Origin of the sequence: Litchfieldella anticariensis FP35 = DSM 16096 (genome assembly GCF_000409775.1) — a bacterium.
Classification (GTDB): domain Bacteria; phylum Pseudomonadota; class Gammaproteobacteria; order Pseudomonadales; family Halomonadaceae; genus Litchfieldella; species Litchfieldella anticariensis.
In genome coordinates this window covers 21,232-38,058 of the sequence record NZ_KE332394.1, presented here as the reverse complement: position 1 = coordinate 38,058, position 16,827 = coordinate 21,232, and the positions used below count along the sequence as shown (strand labels likewise).

Genomic DNA, 16,827 nt, shown 5'->3' with positions numbered 1-16,827 from the left:
GAACTTTCCTGACAAGCGGTAGAAAAAACCGCCCGGCTCGGGTAACCCGTACCGGACGGAAGGGGCTGAGCGATGGACCAGAAACTTCAAGCGCTTTGCAAATATGGACGACAGTATCTCCGCTGCCTTCATCGGCACGACAGGCGTCACTCAGGCACCCATGACCACTGTCGCGCAACTGCAGGAACCATGAGACTGTCCGTCCTCCGACGAGAGCACTCTGCAATAGATGAAAAAGCAGCCTGGGTCAGTACGGAGCAAGCAACTTCGTCCGCTTGTCCGGCACATGAGCCACAGATCCGACAGCGGTCGAACCAGCCCTATTCCGCGCTTCGCCGATATCCCGCTCCAAGCGGAAATAGGAAATCGCTTCCTGCAGCTTCCCGGCTTGGTCCATCAGTTCCTCAGCCGTCGAGGACAGCAGCCCGGAGGCATCGGCGACCTGCTGCGTCACGCCATCGAACTGCAATACGGCCGTACTGATCTGCTGTACGCTGGCATTCTGCTCGTTGGTGGCGGCAGTCGACTCGACTACCAATTGGGCAGTTCGCTCGATGTCCGGCACTAAGTCGTCGAGCATTTCACCCGCTTGCCGTGCCGCTTCCATCGTGTCGGAAGACAACCCGGAGATTTCCTGGGCGGCGGACTGGCTGCGCTCGGCCAACTTGCGCACCTCGGCGGCGACCACCGCGAAGCCGCGGCCATGCTCGCCGGCCCGCGCCGCCTCCACTGCGGCGTTGAGCGCCAGCAGGTCGGTCTGGCGGGCGATCTCCTGCACGATCAGGATTTTCTCGGCGATGGCCTGCATGGCCGCAACGGCCGTGGCCACCGCCTCGCCGCTTTGGCGAGCATTGCCTGCCGACTGGCGGGCGATTTGCTCGGTACGCGCCATGTTCTCCGCCATCTGGGAGGTACTGCCCGTCATCTGCTCGACCGCGGAGCTCGTCGCCTGCGAGGACGACGCCTGTTCGGCGGCCCCCCGGCTCAACTGTTCGGAGCTAGAGGAAATGTTCCCGGCTCCCGTGGAAACCGCAGCAGACGCCGCATTGACATCCTTCATCATATGGCGGAGACGAATCACCATGTCCTTGAGTCCGGCCAGCAGGCTCGACTCGTCGCGCTCCTTCACATCGATGGTGACACCGAGGTCGCCGTCGGCCACCGCGCGCATGATTCTAAGCGCATAGGCCGGCTCACCACCGAGCTGTTTGAGAATGCCGCGGGTAATCAGGAACACCGCAGCGAGCATGACGAGAAACCCGACGATCACCACCGAGACATTGACGAAAAAGCCGCTCCGCGCCTCCGTATGCATCTCCTCGGCGCGCGCCACGAGCTCTGCGGCGATGAAGTCCTCGACTTGCTTCATCAAGTCGATGCGCGCCGTCGCCATCTCATACCAGTAAGGGCCCGTCAGGTCTTCGAGCGAGCCCGTGAGCCCTCCCTTGATGGAGATGGCTCGCATGCGCTCGACCTCTTCGACCGGCCGTCCCGTTACCGTCTGTGCGTGGTATTCCTTCATTTCGGGCGTGGCGATATCCTCGAACAGGTCGAAGAAGGTCTCCTGGTCGCCGACGAGACGCAGATAACGCATGTAGACTTGATACGGAAAGCGCCCTGCCGAGATACCCGCTGCCCCAGTTGCCCGCTCCTGGCCCGCCAGTTCCTTGGTGCGCAGATAATTGACATAGGCCATGGCCTTCCCGGCCAGCTCTTTATCGTTCGATAGCACGGCAATGAGCGCCACCGTGTTCAGCAGGTCGGCATTGGTGGCGGTGAACCAGGCATTGCTATCGGCCGCCGACATCCCCAGGGCCTGGACCGTATCGCGATGGGCATCGAACTGGTCGAGCGAGGCCAATGCTTTATCAAGACGGGTACGGAAGTCTGCCTCAAAGACACTGGCGTCGAATCCTGCCATGAACTCATCGAACGCCGTGTGTGCCTCGTCGGTCAGCCGGCGCTGTTTGGCGAGCGTATCGCCGCCCTCCTGCCCCTGGCTGGCGAGATAGATCGCGGAAGCACCGCGTTCGCGCTGGAGATGATGAACGAGATTGCCCACCTTGCCGGAAAACTCGCTGAGCAAGCCGACGGTTTCCGCCTCGTTAAGCAGATGCCGTTTTTCGATCATGTCCGATACTGCGAAGAACAACAGTCCCAGGAACGGGATTGCAGCCATCAGCAGAAGACGCATACGTATGGTCATAAGGGGCTCCATCATCGGCAGCGTAGGTCAAACATCTCCCCCGCCCTCGGGCGGGGGATTCCTGCAGCGCTCGTACGACCGCTACTCCTCGTAGGCACCTACGCCGACGAAGCCGCCACCGTCCATGGGGATGGTGTAGCCCGCCTTGGCTTCGACCTGCTCGGTTACCGGGTTATCGTACAGATAATTAACCCAACCCGCGGATTCCAAGGCCAGCATTTCCTTGATCACGTACTTACCGCCGTAGGTCTGGAGCTCCAAGCGATTCGTGCCGACGAGATCCGGCGCCGGGGCCAGCGCCAGCACGGTTCCTTCAGCGTCGTACATGTATACATAGAGGTCGTGGTCGCGCCACTCGCTGTCGGTCATGAATGCGTGGGCCGCTGCCTCGCGGCCGTGCTCCTGAACATAGGCCGCAGCCTTCAGCGCCATGGCCTTGGCTTCCTCCGGCGTGCCCCGCTCTTCGGCGAAAACGGGCTGAACGATGGCCATCAGGGCGATGGTCAATGCAATGAGTATGTTTTTCATGGGCGTGACTCTTTATACGTTGTGGTTCGTTTTATACGTTGTGGTTCGTTGGTCCCAACCTCCGACACCTTTCCGTATCGGCCACGCAGAACGAGGCCGAAGTCCGCCTAGCCAGAATCCTGCGTGCTTCGGACAACTGCCACGTAAAACGGATAGAAAGACGCAACAGGAATACGACGATCGTCCCGGTCGGGGTCGACTAACCTGCCACGGGGATGAATTACACCTGTGCTGAAACGAGCGCTTCTCGTGCGATAGGTATCGGTGTCGACTCAACGCCACTGACGGGTAATGCCATATTCCGTGCCTGCTCATCGAGCCGGAAGTAAGCGATGGCGGCCTGCAACTGCTCGGCCTGGGTGGAGAGTTCCTCGGCAGTGGCCGACATCTCCTCGGAGGCGGAGGTGTTCTGCTGGGTGACCTTGTCGAGCTGTTGGATGGCGACATTGATCTGAGCGGCGCCGGCATTCTGTTCGTTGCTGGCCGCCGAAATCTCAGCGATCAGCTCGGCGCTCTTCTTGATGTCCGGTACCAGCTTGGTCAGCATCTCGCCGGCACTTTGTGCGACCTTGACGGTATCGCCGGAGAGCCCGGAAATTTCCTGCGCCGCCGCCTGGCTGCGTTCGGCCAACTTGCGCACCTCCGCGGCCACCACGGCAAAACCACGCCCGTGCTCGCCGGCACGTGCCGCTTCCACCGCCGCGTTGAGCGCCAGCAGGTCGGTCTGGCGGGCGATCTCCTGCACGATCAGGATCTTCTCGGCGATGGTCTCCATCGCCCCCACCGCCTTGGTCACGGCACGGCCCGAAGCCTCGGCGTCGATGGCGGTGTCACGGGCAATGCTTTCGGTCTGGGCGGCATTATCGGCGCTCTGCTGGATGTTGGCGGTCATCTGCTCCATCGAGGACGAGGCCTCCTCAGAGGAGGCCGCTTGCTCGGTGGCACCCTGGCTGAGTTGTTCGGCCGTGGCCGCCATTTCCTGGCTGCCCGAGGCGACGTTGCGCACCGCGCCGGTCACTTCGCCGACTACCTCGCGCAGCCTGGCAGCCATATCGCGTGCGGCGGCCAGTAGGCTCGAATCGTCTCCCTTCCTCGTGGCTACCGCCACATCGAGGTTGCCAGCGGCGATTTCCCGCATGATTTCCTGGGCATAGGCCGGTTCTCCACCAAGCTGCCTGGTGACGTCGAGGATGATCCAGAACGCCACGCCCATCGCCACCAATACGGCCAGAGCCAGAATGGCCAGCATCATCGTTCGACTGGCCGAATAGGCCACCGCCGCCTCTTCTCCAGCCCGGTTCATGAGGTTACCCTGGAATGCGACGAATGCGTCGATGGCGCCTATGAACTCTCTAAGAGAGGGAACCATGATGGTGTTGGCAACATGAATGGCTCCCTGACGCTCACCCGCCTCGAGGAGTCTTGTGATCTCACCGAAACTGGCCACGTAAGGTGTCCTGGTCTCCTTGACACGAGCGAGCAATTCCTTGCCCTTGGCGGCATAGAGCATCGTTTCGACTTGATTGATCTGGTCGGTGATGGTAGCGGCATTGTTCGAGATTTGGGCGTTGATCTCGGAACGTTCATCGGCCGTCTCGGCGAGGATCATCTCGAAATTGTCGCGTGCGTTTTCATTGACCAATTTCAGGAAATCGTTGGAAAGCTCGACCTTTGTCCAATCCTTCTGGGTGATCTTCTCCACATTGGCATTCAGGCTGCCAAGGTTGATGATACCGATGCCCATACCTGCTGCAGCGAGCACTATCACCATACTGAAAGCAGTGATTAGTTTGGCTTTGAGTGTCAGCTTCATTATTCGTCCCCCGCATGTTGAGCACTGAAACTTATTGTTATTCAGTACTCAACCATTTGTTGTCGCTTCTCCCCAATATTCTGCTATCGGCAACGACAAACGAGGTCAAAGCCCTCATTGTTTCTTTTCTGCGCTATTCGGATGAAGACACGTAAATCGGATAATGGATAGCCGAAAGAATGTCGATAGAAGCAGGGAGTAGGCAAACGCCTACTGGCAGACGCGCCGCGCTTGTCATGTTGACCAAGGCATCGAGGCTGAACTTGCTGATCTTGCCCTTGAACAAGTCGTTCAGCCGGGGCTGGTTGATATTGAGCCGGGCGGCTGCTTCCCGTTGAGTCAGTTCCCAGAAAGCCACCCGCTCATGAAGCGCTTGCATTAACTCGACCCTGACCCGCATGTTCTCGGCTTGCTCGGGAGAGTCCTCGATGGCGCTCCAGATACTATCGAATCGTTCATTGGCCATATTCATCACCTCAAGCGAACATATTGATCCCTGCGGGAGCAGGTTTCTGTAACGTTGCTGGCCCAGTTGAATGTCTCTCTGCGATGTCTTCCGTGTCTTCTTCTGGAAGCAATGAAGCATGTAGATCGCATCGCCCCAGTTAGCGACATAGAAGACACGAAACGTGCCACCGCCCTCCGTCGATACCTGCAACTGCTCAGCCTGGGTGGAGAGTTCCTCGGCGGTGGATAACATCTCTTCGGCAGCGGAGGTGTTCTGCTTGATGTTGGCTGGTCATCTGCTCCATTGAGGACGATGCCGCCGTCGGCCTTTGTCCTGATTATTGCTGTGCTCACGCTACTCCGGTGAGGCTAACGCGGCATGCTTGCCATCTATACCCATATGGGAATAAACTCCTTTTCATGGACTTGACATCGCCCAAGCCGCTGTACTGGGTGGCCAGTAGCAAGAAGGATCTTCAGGCCATGCCCGGGGACGTACAGGACGTTTTCGGATTTGCCCTTCATCTGGCCCAAACGAACGGCAAACATGCCCAAGCCAAGCCACTCAAAGGCTTCGGCTCAGCCGGTGTTCTGGAAGTCGTCCCACGCCCAAGCCAGACCTGGACAAGATCCGTGAACGGCTCAAGGTCGCAGAGCAACACGCCAAGGGGCAAGCACCATGATCGATATCGAACGAGGATCCGGCAACGTCTATGCCGATCTCGACCAACCTGACGCCGATGAGATGCTGATAAAGGCCCAACTCGCTGCCAAAATCGGTGAGATCATCAAGCGTCGTCGTCTCACCCAAGTGAAGGCTGCCGAGATCGTGGGTATCCCCCAACCCAAACTATCTGGCCTGCTACGTGGTCAATTCCGTGGCATCAGTGAAGCCAAGATGCTCGAATGTCTTGCTCGGCTCGGTCGAGAGGTCAAGATTGTCATCGGCCCTTCCCGCCCACGCTCGAAACCAGGGCATGTCGAACTGGAAGTTACCTGACTTTCTTCCCATGCGAGGAATCATCTTCGACGTCGGATGGACATTCAGACGTGCCGCTCGCGTCATATTGACCAAGACATCGAGGCCGAACTTGCTGATCTTGCAGTGAAGGCCTTGTAATACCTCCTCATGCTCATGGCTGCGCACGGAATCATTTCTGCCCACAGGAATAAAAACCGCCCGACTCGGGAAAACCCTGGCCGGACGGAAGGGACTGACTAGTGGACCAATGCGTCAGGTGGTTTCGTGCCGCTCGAATTCGGCATCCAATTCATCATCGGCATGGCCCATATCGAGGGCGAAACCGCCTTTTGCCTTCTCGTTCCGCACCGCTAGATCGTGCCGGGGACGTGACGACACCTGCGATTTTGGCGTAATGGATGCCGATGCCGGCCGGGTGCCATTCGTGAGCAGCGCCGGTTGCTCATCGAGCCGGAAGTAGGCGATGGCAGCCTGCAACTGCTCGGCTTGACTGGAGAGTTCCTCAGCGGTGGCCGACATCTCCTCAGAGGCGGAGGTGTTCTGCTGGGTGACCTTGTCGAGCTGCTGGATGGCGAGGTTGATCTGGCTGGCACCGGAACTCTGCTCGCGGATGGCCGCCGAAAGTTCAGCGACCATTCCGGAGCCCTTCTGGATATGGGGTACCAGCTTGGTCAGCATCTCGCCGGCACTTTGTGCGACCTTGACGGTATCGCCGGAGAGCCCGGAAATTTCCTGCGCCGCCGCCTGGCTGCGTTCGGCCAACTTGCGCACCTCCGCGGCCACCACGGCAAAACCACGCCCGTGCTCGCCGGCACGTGCCGCTTCCACCGCCGCGTTGAGCGCCAGCAGGTCGGTCTGGCGGGCGATCTCCTGCACGATCAGGATCTTCTCGGCAATGGTTTCCATGGCCCCGACCGCCTCACTGACCGCCTGGCCTGATATCTCAGCATCGTTGGCCGCGTCACGAGCGTTCTTCTGGTTCTGGCTGGCGGTGTCAGCGCACTGCTTGATATTGGCGGTCATCTGCTCCATCGACGACGACGCTTCCTCAGCGGAGGCTGCTTGCTCGGTGGCACCCTGGCTGAGTTGTTCGGCCGTGGCGGCCATTTCCTGGCTGCCAGAGGCCACGTTGCGCGCCGCGCCGCTCACTTCGCCGACCACCTCCCGCAGCTTGGCAGCCATGGCATTGAGCGCATCGATCAACACCGTGATCTCGTCGCTACCCTTAGCTCTCGCAGAAACATCGAGGTCGCCCGCCGCCACGGTATTGGCAAGCTCAACGGCAATTGTCACACGCCGGGTAATTCCGAGGAGCAACCAAGCGGCAACGACGACCGCCAACAATACGGCGATAGCCATGCCGGAAATGCCAACATTGCGAGCAAGAATCCGCTCCTTGTCCACTTCGGCCTCAAGGCCATCCACGGCAGCCGCGATCAATTCGCTCACGTCCAGCAGCAATTGGGTCGGCCTACGATCAATGCCCGCCACCGCCGCATCTCCTTCAGCGGCCACGAAGCCGGACGCGCGAAACGCCTCGAGCCCAGCACGGTAACGTTGCCCCATCTCCTGATGCGCCGTGGCAAATTCACGCACGAGCGTTCTGGTCTCACCATCCGGCATGCGTGCCATGAGCGCAGCAGCCAATGTGGCGATTTGCGCTTCCTCATGTTGAAAGGCATCCCAATATTTTTCCAATCTCCCGGGATCCTGGCCGCGCAGCAGCACGTTCTTCCATTCCTGCACCTGGGTCTTGAATGCGATGTTCATCTTGAGCACATCACGTTCATTCTTTCCTGCCATGGCACTTTGGCTCTGGAAATGCCGCATCGAATCGTCGAGCGAGAAGATCCCGAATAGCGCGGCACCGCACAGTAGAAGCAGCATGCCGCCCAACGCCAGGGCAAACTTACCTTTCAGCGATAACGCCATGTTGCCACCTCATTGCTCATGGATACGTACAAAGCCCTTTCCCCTTGAATAAAAAACCGCCCGGCACAAGAGTTTCCATGCCGGACGGAAGGGGCTGACTAGTGGACCAATGCGTCAGGTGGTTTCGTGCCGCTCGAATTCGGCATCCAATTCATCATCGGCATGGCCCATATCGAGGGCGAAACCGCCCTTGGCCTTCTCGTTCCGCACCGCTAGATCGCGCCGGGGGCGTGACGACACCTGCGATTTGGGCGCAGTGGATGCCGATGCCGGCCGGGTGCCATTCGTGAGCAGCGCCGGTTGCTCATCGACCCGGAAGTAGGCGATGGCAGCCTGCAACTGTTCGGCCTGGCTGGAGAGCTCCTCGGCGGTGGCCGACATCTCCTCAGAGGCAGAGGTGTTCTGCTGAGTGACCTTGTCGAGCTGTTGGATGGCCACGTTGACCTGGCTGGCACCGGCGTTCTGCTCGTTACTGGCCGCCGAGATTTCGGCGATCAGCTCGGCGCTCTTCTTGATGTCCGGCACCAGCTTGGTCAGCATCTCGCCGGCACTTTGCGCGGCCTTGACGGTATCGCCGGAGAGCCCCGAGATTTCCTGCGCCGCCGCCTGGCTGCGTTCGGCCAGCTTGCGCACCTCGGCAGCCACCACCGCGAAACCGCGCCCATGCTCGCCGGCACGCGCCGCTTCCACCGCGGCGTTGAGCGCCAGCAGGTCGGTCTGGCGGGCGATCTCCTGAACGATCAGGATCTTCTCGGCGATGGTCTCCATCGCCCCCACCGCCTCGGCCACGGCCTGGCCCGAGACCTCGGCATCGTTTGCGGCATCGCGGGCGATCTTCTGGGTCTGGCTGGCGTTGTCGGCACTCTGCTTGATGTTGGCGGTCATCTGCTCCATCGACGACGACGCTTCCTCGGCGGAAGCGGCCTGTTCGGTGGCACCCTGGCTGAGTTGCTCGGCCGTGGCGGCCATTTCCTGGCTGCCCGAAGCCACGTTGCGCACCGCGCCGGTCACTTCGCCGACCACCTCGCGCAGCTTGGCGGCCATGGCATTGAGCGCATCGACCAGGTCCTTCATTTCGTCGTTGGATTTCACCTGGGCGCTGGCATTGAGATCGCCGGCGGCCACGGCATTGGCGAACCCGAGGGCACTACTCACGGCACGGGTGATGTTGAGCACGATCCAGGTAGCAGCGATGATGGAAATCAACACGGCGGCGGCCAGGATACCGATCAGGATCACGCGGCTGCGCTCATAGGCCGCCGCCGAGTCCACCTTGGCCTGGTCGACCTCAGCCTCCAGCCGGGTCTTCATGTTCTCGAGGATGGCGGTGGCCGCGCGACGTGCTTCGAGAGAGGTAGTATTGGCCACTTGCACGGCCATGTAATCACCGTTCTCCAGTCCCTTGGCCAGGGCTTCGTTGAGCACAGGCAGCCACTCCGCGATACCCGTCTCGATCGCATCGAAACTCGCCCGGTGCTCGCGACTCAGCAGGCGGGAGGCTTTGTCGACCTGCGCCTGCAACTCGGAAACTCGCGTCTCCACCACCTCGGCGTAGCGTTGCTGGGCCTCAGGGTTGTCGGCGGAAGTGAGGACATTCAACAGATTGACGCGGACCCGCAACAACGCCGGGATGATATCGGTCACCGCCTGATATTGCTCGGCACCATTGTCGCGGCTGACGGCCCCTACAGCCGTTGACGCCGAACCGCTAAGCTGTTCGGCCAGACTTTCGACGGACTCGAGGACCGCCAGATAGCCATCACGACCCTCGTCCTGCATGATGCGACGGGCAATACGAATCGACTGCTGTCGTCCATACTTTTGCACCTCGGCATCGCTGGCGAGGAATTTCTCCCATTCGACCCTGAAGGCGTCGAGCTGAGCCCTACCGGTGGCGCCGGAAAGCGCATACAGCCTGTCGGTAAGATCCGCGACCGTGGCCGCACCGTCCTCGATTTCGGTGGCATATTCATCCATCTCGGCATTGCTTTCGGCGAGAATGAAATCCGATTCACCGCGATCGATGCGCACTGCCTCTGCATCGAGTCGATTGATGAGCTGAACCCGCTCGACATTTTCGTTGAGCGTCTCGTTGAAGGTCTCGTTGAGCTGACCCAGCTTATTGATACCGAAAAACATCCCTGCGCCCGCCAACAACACGATCGTGGCAAAGGTAGCGCCAAGTTTGGCCTTGAGTGTCAATCTCATATTTTTTACGCCTCACGCTTCTGCTTTTTGGGGGACCGGCTCGAGGTCGCCCTCTTCCACGAAGATCCGTTCCAGGTTGGGGATGATCACGAAGCTTTCGCCCCGGCGGCTGATGCCTCGTACATATTCCGAACGCCAGCGCATGCCGACCTTGGGTGCTTCCTCGATCGACGCTGTCTCGATATCGGTGACGTCGTACACCCGATCGGCGTAGATGGCGACGATGCTCGATTCGCCACCAAGTTCGATTTCGATGACGACGATGCGCGAGTCCTCGTCCGTCGCGGTGCGCGTCATGCCAAACGCCACACGCAGGTCGGCCAGCGGCACCACGCGACCGCGCACGTTGATGAGCCCATCCACGAAGGGGCGTGCATTGGGCACTTGGGTGATGGGCACCTCATCGAGAATTTCCCGCACTTGCGCGGCATCGATGGCGAAAATCTCGCCGCCTAGATCGAGGATCAGTGCCTGCATGGCAATAGCGGCTCGATTGGCGTCGTTCATGCTTCCCTCCTCATGCGCTCGTCGCGTAGTCGTTCTTCGAAGCCTCGCCCGAAGTTCACCAGATGCGCGACATCGAGAATCAACGCGACACTGCCGTCGCCCAGGATGGTGGCGCCGGAGAAGGTTCCGAGATTGGCATGGAGTTTGGAGAGCGGCTTGATGACGGTCTGGTTGTTGCCGATGATCTGGTCGACCACCAACCCGACCCGGAACTCACCGGAGGACACGATGATCACTTTCTGGTGTGGGTCGGGTTCTCCGCTGGCGCCGAACAGCTCCCGTAGCCGCAGGAAAGGCACCAGGCTGCCGCGAATGTTAAGGAAATTACGGCCCTGGGCCTCGGCGACTTCGGATTCAGGCAGCTCGACGCACTCCTCCACTGCCAGCAGCGGCAGGCTGTAACGCCCTTCGCCCACGCGCACCAGCATGCCGTCGATGATGGCCAGCGTCAGCGGCAGGTGCAGCGTAACGGTGGTTCCCGAACCAGGTTCGCTGGTCAGCTCGATGCTACCGCGCAGTGCTTCGATGGTGCGCTTGACCGCGTCCATGCCCACCCCGCGCCCAGACACCGAGGTCACCTCACTGGCCGTGGAAAAACCGGGGTGGAAGATGTACTGGTACAACTCGTTGTCGGACAGCGTGGCCTCGGGCGAGATCAGACCCGCGCTTTCGGCCTTGGCGCGAATACGCTCGGCATCCAGGCCCGCACCGTCGTCACGAATCGAGATCGCCACTTCGGCCCCCGCGTGAACGGCGGCGAGCCGTACCTTGCCACGCCGAGGCTTTCCTGCCAGCTCGCGACGTTCGGGATCCTCGAGGCCATGGTCGACAGCGTTGCGAATCAGGTGCACCAAGGGGTCGGCCAGTTGCTCGACGACGGTCTTGTCGAGCTCGGTTTCCTCGCCGGAGGCCACGAATTCGACCTCCTTGCCCAATTCATGCGAGAGATCGTGGACCAAGCGCCGAAAGCGGCCGAACAACGTACCGATCGGCACCATACGAATGCCCATGGTGATGTCGCGCAGCCCGGACGATAACCGCTCGATCTCCTCGGCCACGGTCTTGAGTTCGAGATCGTCGCTTGCCCCTGTCATCTGTGAGAGCCGTGCCTGCGCGATGACCAACTCGCCCACTCGGTCCATCAGCTCATCCAGACGTTCCGCCGGCACGCGCAACGATGAGCTTCCCTGACGTTCCTTGGCCTCCCGGTGCTGAGGCGGTTGCGCGCTTTTCCCTGGTGATTCGCCGGCTGCCTGACTCTTGTCCCGATCCGTATCCAGGTCTTGCGGTAGAACCCTGGATGCTTGGTCAGCGGTGACGGTCTCACTCGTCCCCGGCTCGAGCGCTTCGATCTCCAACGTCATGCCGTCGCTCAGAAACAGAAAGACATCCTCGATGGCCTCCCGTGGCGCCTCGGTGGTAAGCGAGACCTTCCATGCCAGATAGCAGACCCGTGGATCGATTTCCTCGAGCGGCGGCACGTCGTCGGTCAACGCCTCAATGTCGCACTCGCCCAGCTCGCGAAGCTCGTCAAGCAGCAGCAATGGATTGGTGCCAAGCGCGAGGGCGTCGTCAGGCAGGCGAAAGCGAATTCGCCAAGACCGCGCCCGGCGCGTATCATCGCTGGGCGCCGGAACAGAAGTCGACTTGACGGAGCCTTGATCACCGACGATGTCTTGTAGCGCCGCGAGGATCGGCTCCCCCTGGGCGGCATATCGTCCAGGTTCTTCAATCAACCTGCCGACGTGATCGCCGGCGGCGAGCGCCACGGCTATCAATGCCGGAGTCACCGCCGATTCACCCTTGCGTACCCGGTCGAAGGCGGTTTCGAACTCGTGCACGAAATCGGCGACCTCATCGAAGCCGAACATGGCACCCGAGCCCTTGAGGGTGTGCAGTGAGCGGAAGGCGCTGTCGACCAGTTCCCGGTCACTGGGCGTCTGCTCGAGATCGAGCAGCGCCTGCTCGAGGCTTTCCAGCAGATCGCGCGCTTCCTGTCGAAAGGTATCGGCGGGATCGTGAGTCATCATGATCCTGCCACCTTCTTGACCACGGCCAGTAGCTTCTGCTGTTCGAAAGGCTTGACGATCCAGCCGGTAGCCCCCGCCTGCTTGGCCTGTTGCTTCATTTCATCGTCGGATTCAGTTGTAAGGAAAACGATCGGCACCCCCGCGCTCGACGGGTGAGCACGATACTGACGAATGAACTCGATACCGTTCATTTTCGGCATGTTGAGGTCGGTGAGAACGGCATCGATCCGATGAGTGGTTGCCTTCTCCAACCCCTCTTCTCCGTCGCTCGCCTGAAGAACTTGATAGCCGGCCGCCGACAAGGTGAGCGATACCATCTGCCGAATGGAGGCGGAGTCGTCTATCGTCAGAATCGTCTTGCTCATGCGGTTCCCTTCTCCCTTTGGTTGTTCGTTCTTCCCTGACGCATTTTTGCCGGGAAGGTAGTGAGTTCGTTTCCACGCGTATATCTAGTTCGACTGGGATAACCAGCGTTACTGAGTCATACCCAGCCATTTTCATATTAAAAATCTTCGATAAATCGCATTTTCATCTAAATGAATTGAAGAAATATGTCGAAGATCACCTCTGCATTTTTACCTGCTAACCCCAAATATTCCGGCTCGATCCATTGCCTCATGTAATACATCACCATGTGACGTTACGAAGCGCAGCTCGATTCCACGATGCATGGCACTGACACGAGCAGAGAGCAGCAACTGAAGAACACTGATATCGACGTCAACCAGTTTTTTTACATCCACTACCACTGAAGTCTCCGACTTCAGCGCTGCCTCTAAACGTTCGCGGACCGCTTCCACATCGCGAAGACCAAGGGTGCCTTCCAGCCTCACCTCGGTTTCTCTTGTATCGCCCATTAGCGAATCTCCATTTCCTGGTTCCCTCCGATATCGGCCACGAATGGTGAGACCAAAGCCCATTCCGACATTTATCTGCGCAATTCGGATAGGCTTTTCGCAAATGGGACATTAGTTTGCTGAAAAAGCACCGATATATAACAAAGTGCCTAAGCCACTTTGGATGGAAGTCACGAATCAAGAGGTCGATATATTGGAGTATCATCATGTCCCTTCTTCTCTTCCCCTCTCCGGTACGAGTTTCGAGACACTGCGGGACACGCTAGAGCCTTATCATCACTCCTTGTCGCGTCCAGCGCACCAGACCGACGCGCCCTTCCATTGGAGCATGGATATCGCTGCCGCCAACGGCCTGACCATCGTTCAAGCACAATGCAGCGATGAGTGGTCATTGACTTACGAGGGAGACAAAGAAAATTTAGGCCTTCTCATACCCCGCACCGGAAGGCTCGAGGTGACACTGGATGAGCAGGATGTCAGTGCAGTTCCTGGCCAAGCCTTGTTGGTTCCTACACCGCTCATGCGTTATATGCGGTTCTGCTGCGATGAAGGGAAGCATGTCCTGGTATCGCTGAACTTTGCTAAATCAGTAATCGCCAGAGTGCTTCCATCGCTAGCCGTAGGAGCCGAGCTTCATGAACTTCATCTCGAACCGCTGATCGATTTATCGAAAGGAATCGGGCCGACCCTGAACCTTCTCGTTCGAACCCTGATGACGGGGATGCATGGCGACAGGACGCTGGAACGTTCGCCAAAGACCATGGCACGACTCATCGACTCGGCATTGCACCTGATCTTCGAGAACGTGCCGCATCGCTCCAACGATCGAGCGACTGGGCGTTTACCCAATATCACACCACGCCACGTCAAGATCGCTACCGATTTCATGCACGCCAACCTGCATCGGCAGCTCACCGTGGCCGAGATAGCCAAAGCGGCAGCGGTCAGTGTGCGTGCCCTGCAAGCCGGCTTCCAGCGATATCGTGATACGACACCACTGCGCTACTTGCGTGCCATCCGGCTCGAAGCGGTGCATGCGGAATTGTCGTCGCCAGAGAACCGACTATCCGTCGGCGAAGTGGCACTGAAGTGGGGGTTTGGGCATTTCGGCCGTTTTTCCGCCCAGTACCGGGCGATCTATGGCCAATATCCTTCAGAAACGGTAAAACAAACCTGGCGTGCCCTGAAAGAGAAAGACACCGACATCCATGTCGGTCATGACGAGAGTGTTAAATAGCCCCCAGTCAGGGGCATAAGCGTTCTATTATCCGTAACGCCCGGTAATGTAGTCTTCGGCCTTCTTGGTATGCGGGTTGGAGAACATGGTCTTGGTATCGTTGTATTCGATCAATTCGCCGAGGTGGAAGAAGGCGGTATAGTCGGCCACACGCGCGGCCTGCTGCATGTTGTGGGTCACGGTGATGATGGTGAATTGCTTCTTGAGCTTGTCCATCAGGTCTTCGATGGTCGCGGTGGAGATCGGATCCAACGCCGACGTCGGTTCGTCCATCAGGATCACGTCAGGCTGCACGGCGATGGCACGAGCGATACACAGGCGTTGCTGCTGGCCACCGGATAGCGATGTGCCCGGTTGATGCAGCTTGTCCTTTACCTCATTCCACAAACCGGCGTCCTGTAGTGCCCGCTCCACCAGTTCATCCTGATCGGCCTTGCGGCTTACCAGGTCGTGCATACGGGGGGCATAGGCGATGTTCTCGTAGATCGACTTGGGGAAGGGATTGGGCTTCTGGAACACCATCCCCACTCGGCGGCGCAACGCCACTTCGTCCATTCTGACTTCGTTGACATCGCGGCCGTCCATTTCCACCAGGCCCTCGATACGCACACCACGAATCAAGTCGTTCATGCGGTTGAGACAACGCAGAAAGGTCGACTTGCCACAGCCGGAAGGACCGATCAACGCTGTGACGTTCTTCTGGTAGACATCGATATTGATGTTCTGGAGTGCTTGCGTCTGGCCGTACCAGAGATTGAGGTCGCGCACGCGGATGCTCAACTCGTGATTGGCCTCCTCGTTGCGGGTCACCGGCTCTCCGATGGCTGGCATAGACATGGATGCAGCTCCCAGGTTGGCAACTTTCATATCCATCATGACATATCCTGTTGCAGGCGCCGGTTGGTTACCAGCGACGTTCGAATTTCTTGCGCAATACCACGGCGGTGGCGTTCATGGCAATCAATATGGTCAGTAGTACCAGGATACCGCCGGCCGTTTTTTCGACGAAGGCACGATCCGGCTCACCCGCCCAGGTAAAGATCTGTGCCGGCAGCACTGTGGCGGCATCGGTGACCGAGGCCGAGATATCCGGAATGAAGGCCACCATACCGACGATGATCAGCGGCGCGGTTTCCCCCATGGCCTGGGCCAGGCCAATGATCGAACCGGTCATGATGCCCGGCAGCGCTAACGGAAGCACATGATCACGCACCACCTGCCACCGAGAGCAGCCAACCCCAAAGGCGGCGTGACGGATATTGTCCGGTACACTGCGCAGCGCAGTACGGGTGGCAATGATGATTACCGGCAACGTCATCAGCGCCAAGGTCAAACCGCCTACCAACGGTGAAGAACGAGGCACGCCGAAGAAGTTGATGAAGATCGCCAGACCCAACAGACCGAACAGGATCGAGGGAATCGCTGCCAGGTTGTTGATGTTGATCTCGATGATCTGGGTCAGACGATTGTCGGGTGCGAACTCTTCGAGATACACCGCCGTCATCACGCCAATGGGGAACGAGACTGCCAGGGTCACCAGCAGCGTCATCACGGTACCCATCGCCGCCGACATGATGCCGGCAAGCTCCGGCATCTTGGAATCACCGCGCGAGAAGAACGTCGTATTGAACTGGAGCTCGGCTCGTCCCTGTTCGGCGAGAGCGTCGACAATCTCCTTCTCGTCGTCATCCAGGCGTGTGTAATGCCCTTTGAGGTATTGGTCGACCTGACCATCGGCGAGCACCCATTCCTGACGGCTCGTGCCCAACAGTTGAGGATTGTCACGCATCATCATGGGCAAGGTGCGTAGCCAGCCACGGCTGACCAATTCCCTGACATCTTCGTTCACTGCCGCCAGCGGCAACTGCTGCGACTGCTCGCTATAGGTGACCTCGACCCGAATCTGGGCCTGCTGAAAGGCTGGCAGCCCCTTGCCCAGCATGTCGGCGAAGAAGATCACCAGGAACAGGCCGGCCAGTCCCAAGGCCCCCATCGACAGCCACTTGAGTCGCGCCGACTTGCGGTGGCGACGTTTGAGCTGGGCGCTGATCTCATCGAAGGATTGACTCATCGTTCTATT

Annotated in this window: 15 protein-coding genes and 1 pseudogene; 3 read left to right on the top strand and 13 right to left on the bottom strand. The window is 59.3% G+C overall.

Annotated elements, in window-relative coordinates; all coding sequences use genetic code 11:
• Positions 1 to 247: 247 nt before the first annotated feature.
• The 5 genes and pseudogenes from L861_RS24870 to L861_RS24950 form a co-directional block, all read right to left on the bottom strand.
• Entirely contained in the window at positions 248 to 2,206 is a 1,959-nt protein-coding gene (locus L861_RS24870) for a methyl-accepting chemotaxis protein (RefSeq protein WP_016418484.1), read from the bottom strand.
• Positions 2,207 to 2,287: 81 nt separating this feature from the next.
• The gene (locus L861_RS20050; RefSeq protein ID WP_016418483.1) at positions 2,288 to 2,734 is read right to left on the bottom strand and encodes a cache domain-containing protein; all 447 of its coding nucleotides are present in this window, start codon (positions 2,732 to 2,734) and stop codon (positions 2,288 to 2,290) included.
• Positions 2,735 to 2,954: 220 nt separating this feature from the next.
• A complete protein-coding gene (locus L861_RS20045) occupies positions 2,955 to 4,547 on the bottom strand; it encodes a methyl-accepting chemotaxis protein (protein ID WP_016418482.1) in 1,593 nt (530 codons plus the stop codon).
• A gap of 133 nt (positions 4,548 to 4,680) precedes the next feature.
• On the bottom strand, positions 4,681 to 5,013 hold the full coding sequence (locus L861_RS24955; RefSeq protein WP_051149388.1) for a helix-turn-helix domain-containing protein: 333 nt from the start codon (positions 5,011 to 5,013) through the stop codon (positions 4,681 to 4,683).
• A gap of 60 nt (positions 5,014 to 5,073) precedes the next feature.
• Positions 5,074 to 5,247: pseudogene (locus tag L861_RS24950) on the bottom strand (type II toxin-antitoxin system RelE/ParE family toxin); the annotation flags it as partial.
• A 167-nt stretch (positions 5,248 to 5,414) separates the two neighbouring features.
• On the opposite strand from L861_RS24950, the gene L861_RS25120 reads away from it, so the two are divergent.
• Positions 5,415 to 5,729, top strand: coding sequence for a type II toxin-antitoxin system RelE/ParE family toxin (locus L861_RS25120; protein WP_330217788.1), 315 nt, complete (start codon positions 5,415 to 5,417; stop codon positions 5,727 to 5,729).
• Positions 5,674 to 5,994 carry a helix-turn-helix domain-containing protein gene (locus L861_RS20035; protein WP_016418480.1) on the top strand — a complete coding sequence of 107 codons (321 nt, stop codon included), beginning with the start codon at positions 5,674 to 5,676 and terminating at the stop codon, positions 5,992 to 5,994. The genes L861_RS25120 and L861_RS20035 overlap by 56 nt, the downstream gene beginning before the upstream one ends.
• Before the next feature lie 234 nt (positions 5,995 to 6,228).
• Here the strand turns inward: L861_RS20035 and L861_RS20030 are convergent, their stop codons facing one another.
• The 6 genes from L861_RS20030 to L861_RS20005 all read right to left on the bottom strand — a co-directional run bounded on the left by L861_RS20030 (position 6,229) and on the right by L861_RS20005 (position 13,510).
• Positions 6,229 to 7,908, bottom strand: a complete 1,680-nt coding sequence (locus tag L861_RS20030) for a methyl-accepting chemotaxis protein (RefSeq protein ID WP_016418479.1) — start codon at positions 7,906 to 7,908, stop codon at positions 6,229 to 6,231.
• A gap of 114 nt (positions 7,909 to 8,022) precedes the next feature.
• Entirely contained in the window at positions 8,023 to 10,116 is a 2,094-nt protein-coding gene (locus L861_RS20025; protein WP_016418478.1) for a HAMP domain-containing methyl-accepting chemotaxis protein, read from the bottom strand.
• A gap of 12 nt (positions 10,117 to 10,128) precedes the next feature.
• Positions 10,129 to 10,623: a chemotaxis protein CheW gene (locus L861_RS20020; RefSeq protein ID WP_016418477.1), complete on the bottom strand. Its 495-nt coding sequence runs from the start codon at positions 10,621 to 10,623 to the stop codon at positions 10,129 to 10,131.
• Positions 10,620 to 12,653 (bottom strand): chemotaxis protein CheA, encoded by a 2,034-nt coding sequence (locus tag L861_RS20015; protein WP_016418476.1) that lies wholly within the window; start codon positions 12,651 to 12,653, stop codon positions 10,620 to 10,622. Before L861_RS20015 ends, L861_RS20020 begins: the two co-directional genes overlap by 4 nt.
• Complete coding sequence (locus L861_RS20010; RefSeq protein ID WP_016418475.1) at positions 12,650 to 13,018, bottom strand: response regulator; 369 nt, start codon at positions 13,016 to 13,018, stop codon at positions 12,650 to 12,652. The genes L861_RS20015 and L861_RS20010 overlap by 4 nt, the downstream gene beginning before the upstream one ends.
• Positions 13,019 to 13,228: 210 nt before the next feature.
• Positions 13,229 to 13,510 carry an STAS domain-containing protein gene (locus L861_RS20005; RefSeq protein ID WP_016418474.1) on the bottom strand — a complete coding sequence of 94 codons (282 nt, stop codon included), beginning with the start codon at positions 13,508 to 13,510 and terminating at the stop codon, positions 13,229 to 13,231.
• A 163-nt stretch (positions 13,511 to 13,673) separates the two neighbouring features.
• On the opposite strand from L861_RS20005, the gene L861_RS20000 reads away from it, so the two are divergent.
• A complete protein-coding gene (locus L861_RS20000) occupies positions 13,674 to 14,747 on the top strand; it encodes an AraC family transcriptional regulator (protein WP_081645906.1) in 1,074 nt (357 codons plus the stop codon).
• 27 nt (positions 14,748 to 14,774) lie between these two features.
• On the opposite strand, the gene pstB is transcribed toward L861_RS20000, so the two are convergent.
• Both pstB and pstA read right to left on the bottom strand, forming a co-directional pair.
• Complete coding sequence (gene pstB, locus L861_RS19995) at positions 14,775 to 15,578, bottom strand: phosphate ABC transporter ATP-binding protein PstB (RefSeq protein WP_371827887.1); 804 nt, start codon at positions 15,576 to 15,578, stop codon at positions 14,775 to 14,777.
• A gap of 73 nt (positions 15,579 to 15,651) precedes the next feature.
• Positions 15,652 to 16,818 carry a phosphate ABC transporter permease PstA gene (gene pstA / locus L861_RS19990; protein ID WP_016418471.1) on the bottom strand — a complete coding sequence of 389 codons (1,167 nt, stop codon included), beginning with the start codon at positions 16,816 to 16,818 and terminating at the stop codon, positions 15,652 to 15,654.
• Positions 16,819 to 16,827: the final 9 nt, after the last annotated feature.

What these genes read in the sequence shown, in the direction of transcription:
- L861_RS20035 (WP_016418480.1), top strand. Translation starts at nt 5,674, where the DNA reads ATGATCGATATCGAACGAGGATCCGGCAACGTCTATGCCGATCTCGAC.
- L861_RS20045 (WP_016418482.1), bottom strand. Translation starts at nt 4,547, where the DNA reads ATGAAGCTGACACTCAAAGCCAAACTAATCACTGCTTTCAGTATGGTG.
- L861_RS20010 (WP_016418475.1), bottom strand. Translation starts at nt 13,018, where the DNA reads ATGAGCAAGACGATTCTGACGATAGACGACTCCGCCTCCATTCGGCAG.
- L861_RS20000 (WP_081645906.1), top strand. Translation starts at nt 13,674, where the DNA reads ATGGAAGTCACGAATCAAGAGGTCGATATATTGGAGTATCATCATGTC.
- L861_RS20005 (WP_016418474.1), bottom strand. Translation starts at nt 13,510, where the DNA reads ATGGGCGATACAAGAGAAACCGAGGTGAGGCTGGAAGGCACCCTTGGT.
- L861_RS20030 (WP_016418479.1), bottom strand. Translation starts at nt 7,908, where the DNA reads ATGGCGTTATCGCTGAAAGGTAAGTTTGCCCTGGCGTTGGGCGGCATG.
- pstA (WP_016418471.1), bottom strand. Translation starts at nt 16,818, where the DNA reads ATGAGTCAATCCTTCGATGAGATCAGCGCCCAGCTCAAACGTCGCCAC.
- L861_RS24955 (WP_051149388.1), bottom strand. Translation starts at nt 5,013, where the DNA reads ATGGCCAATGAACGATTCGATAGTATCTGGAGCGCCATCGAGGACTCT.
- L861_RS20015 (WP_016418476.1), bottom strand. Translation starts at nt 12,653, where the DNA reads ATGATGACTCACGATCCCGCCGATACCTTTCGACAGGAAGCGCGCGAT.
- L861_RS24870 (WP_016418484.1), bottom strand. Translation starts at nt 2,206, where the DNA reads ATGACCATACGTATGCGTCTTCTGCTGATGGCTGCAATCCCGTTCCTG.
- L861_RS25120 (WP_330217788.1), top strand. Translation starts at nt 5,415, where the DNA reads ATGGACTTGACATCGCCCAAGCCGCTGTACTGGGTGGCCAGTAGCAAG.
- pstB (WP_371827887.1), bottom strand. Translation starts at nt 15,578, where the DNA reads ATGCCAGCCATCGGAGAGCCGGTGACCCGCAACGAGGAGGCCAATCAC.
- L861_RS20050 (WP_016418483.1), bottom strand. Translation starts at nt 2,734, where the DNA reads ATGAAAAACATACTCATTGCATTGACCATCGCCCTGATGGCCATCGTT.
- L861_RS20020 (WP_016418477.1), bottom strand. Translation starts at nt 10,623, where the DNA reads ATGAACGACGCCAATCGAGCCGCTATTGCCATGCAGGCACTGATCCTC.
- L861_RS20025 (WP_016418478.1), bottom strand. Translation starts at nt 10,116, where the DNA reads ATGAGATTGACACTCAAGGCCAAACTTGGCGCTACCTTTGCCACGATC.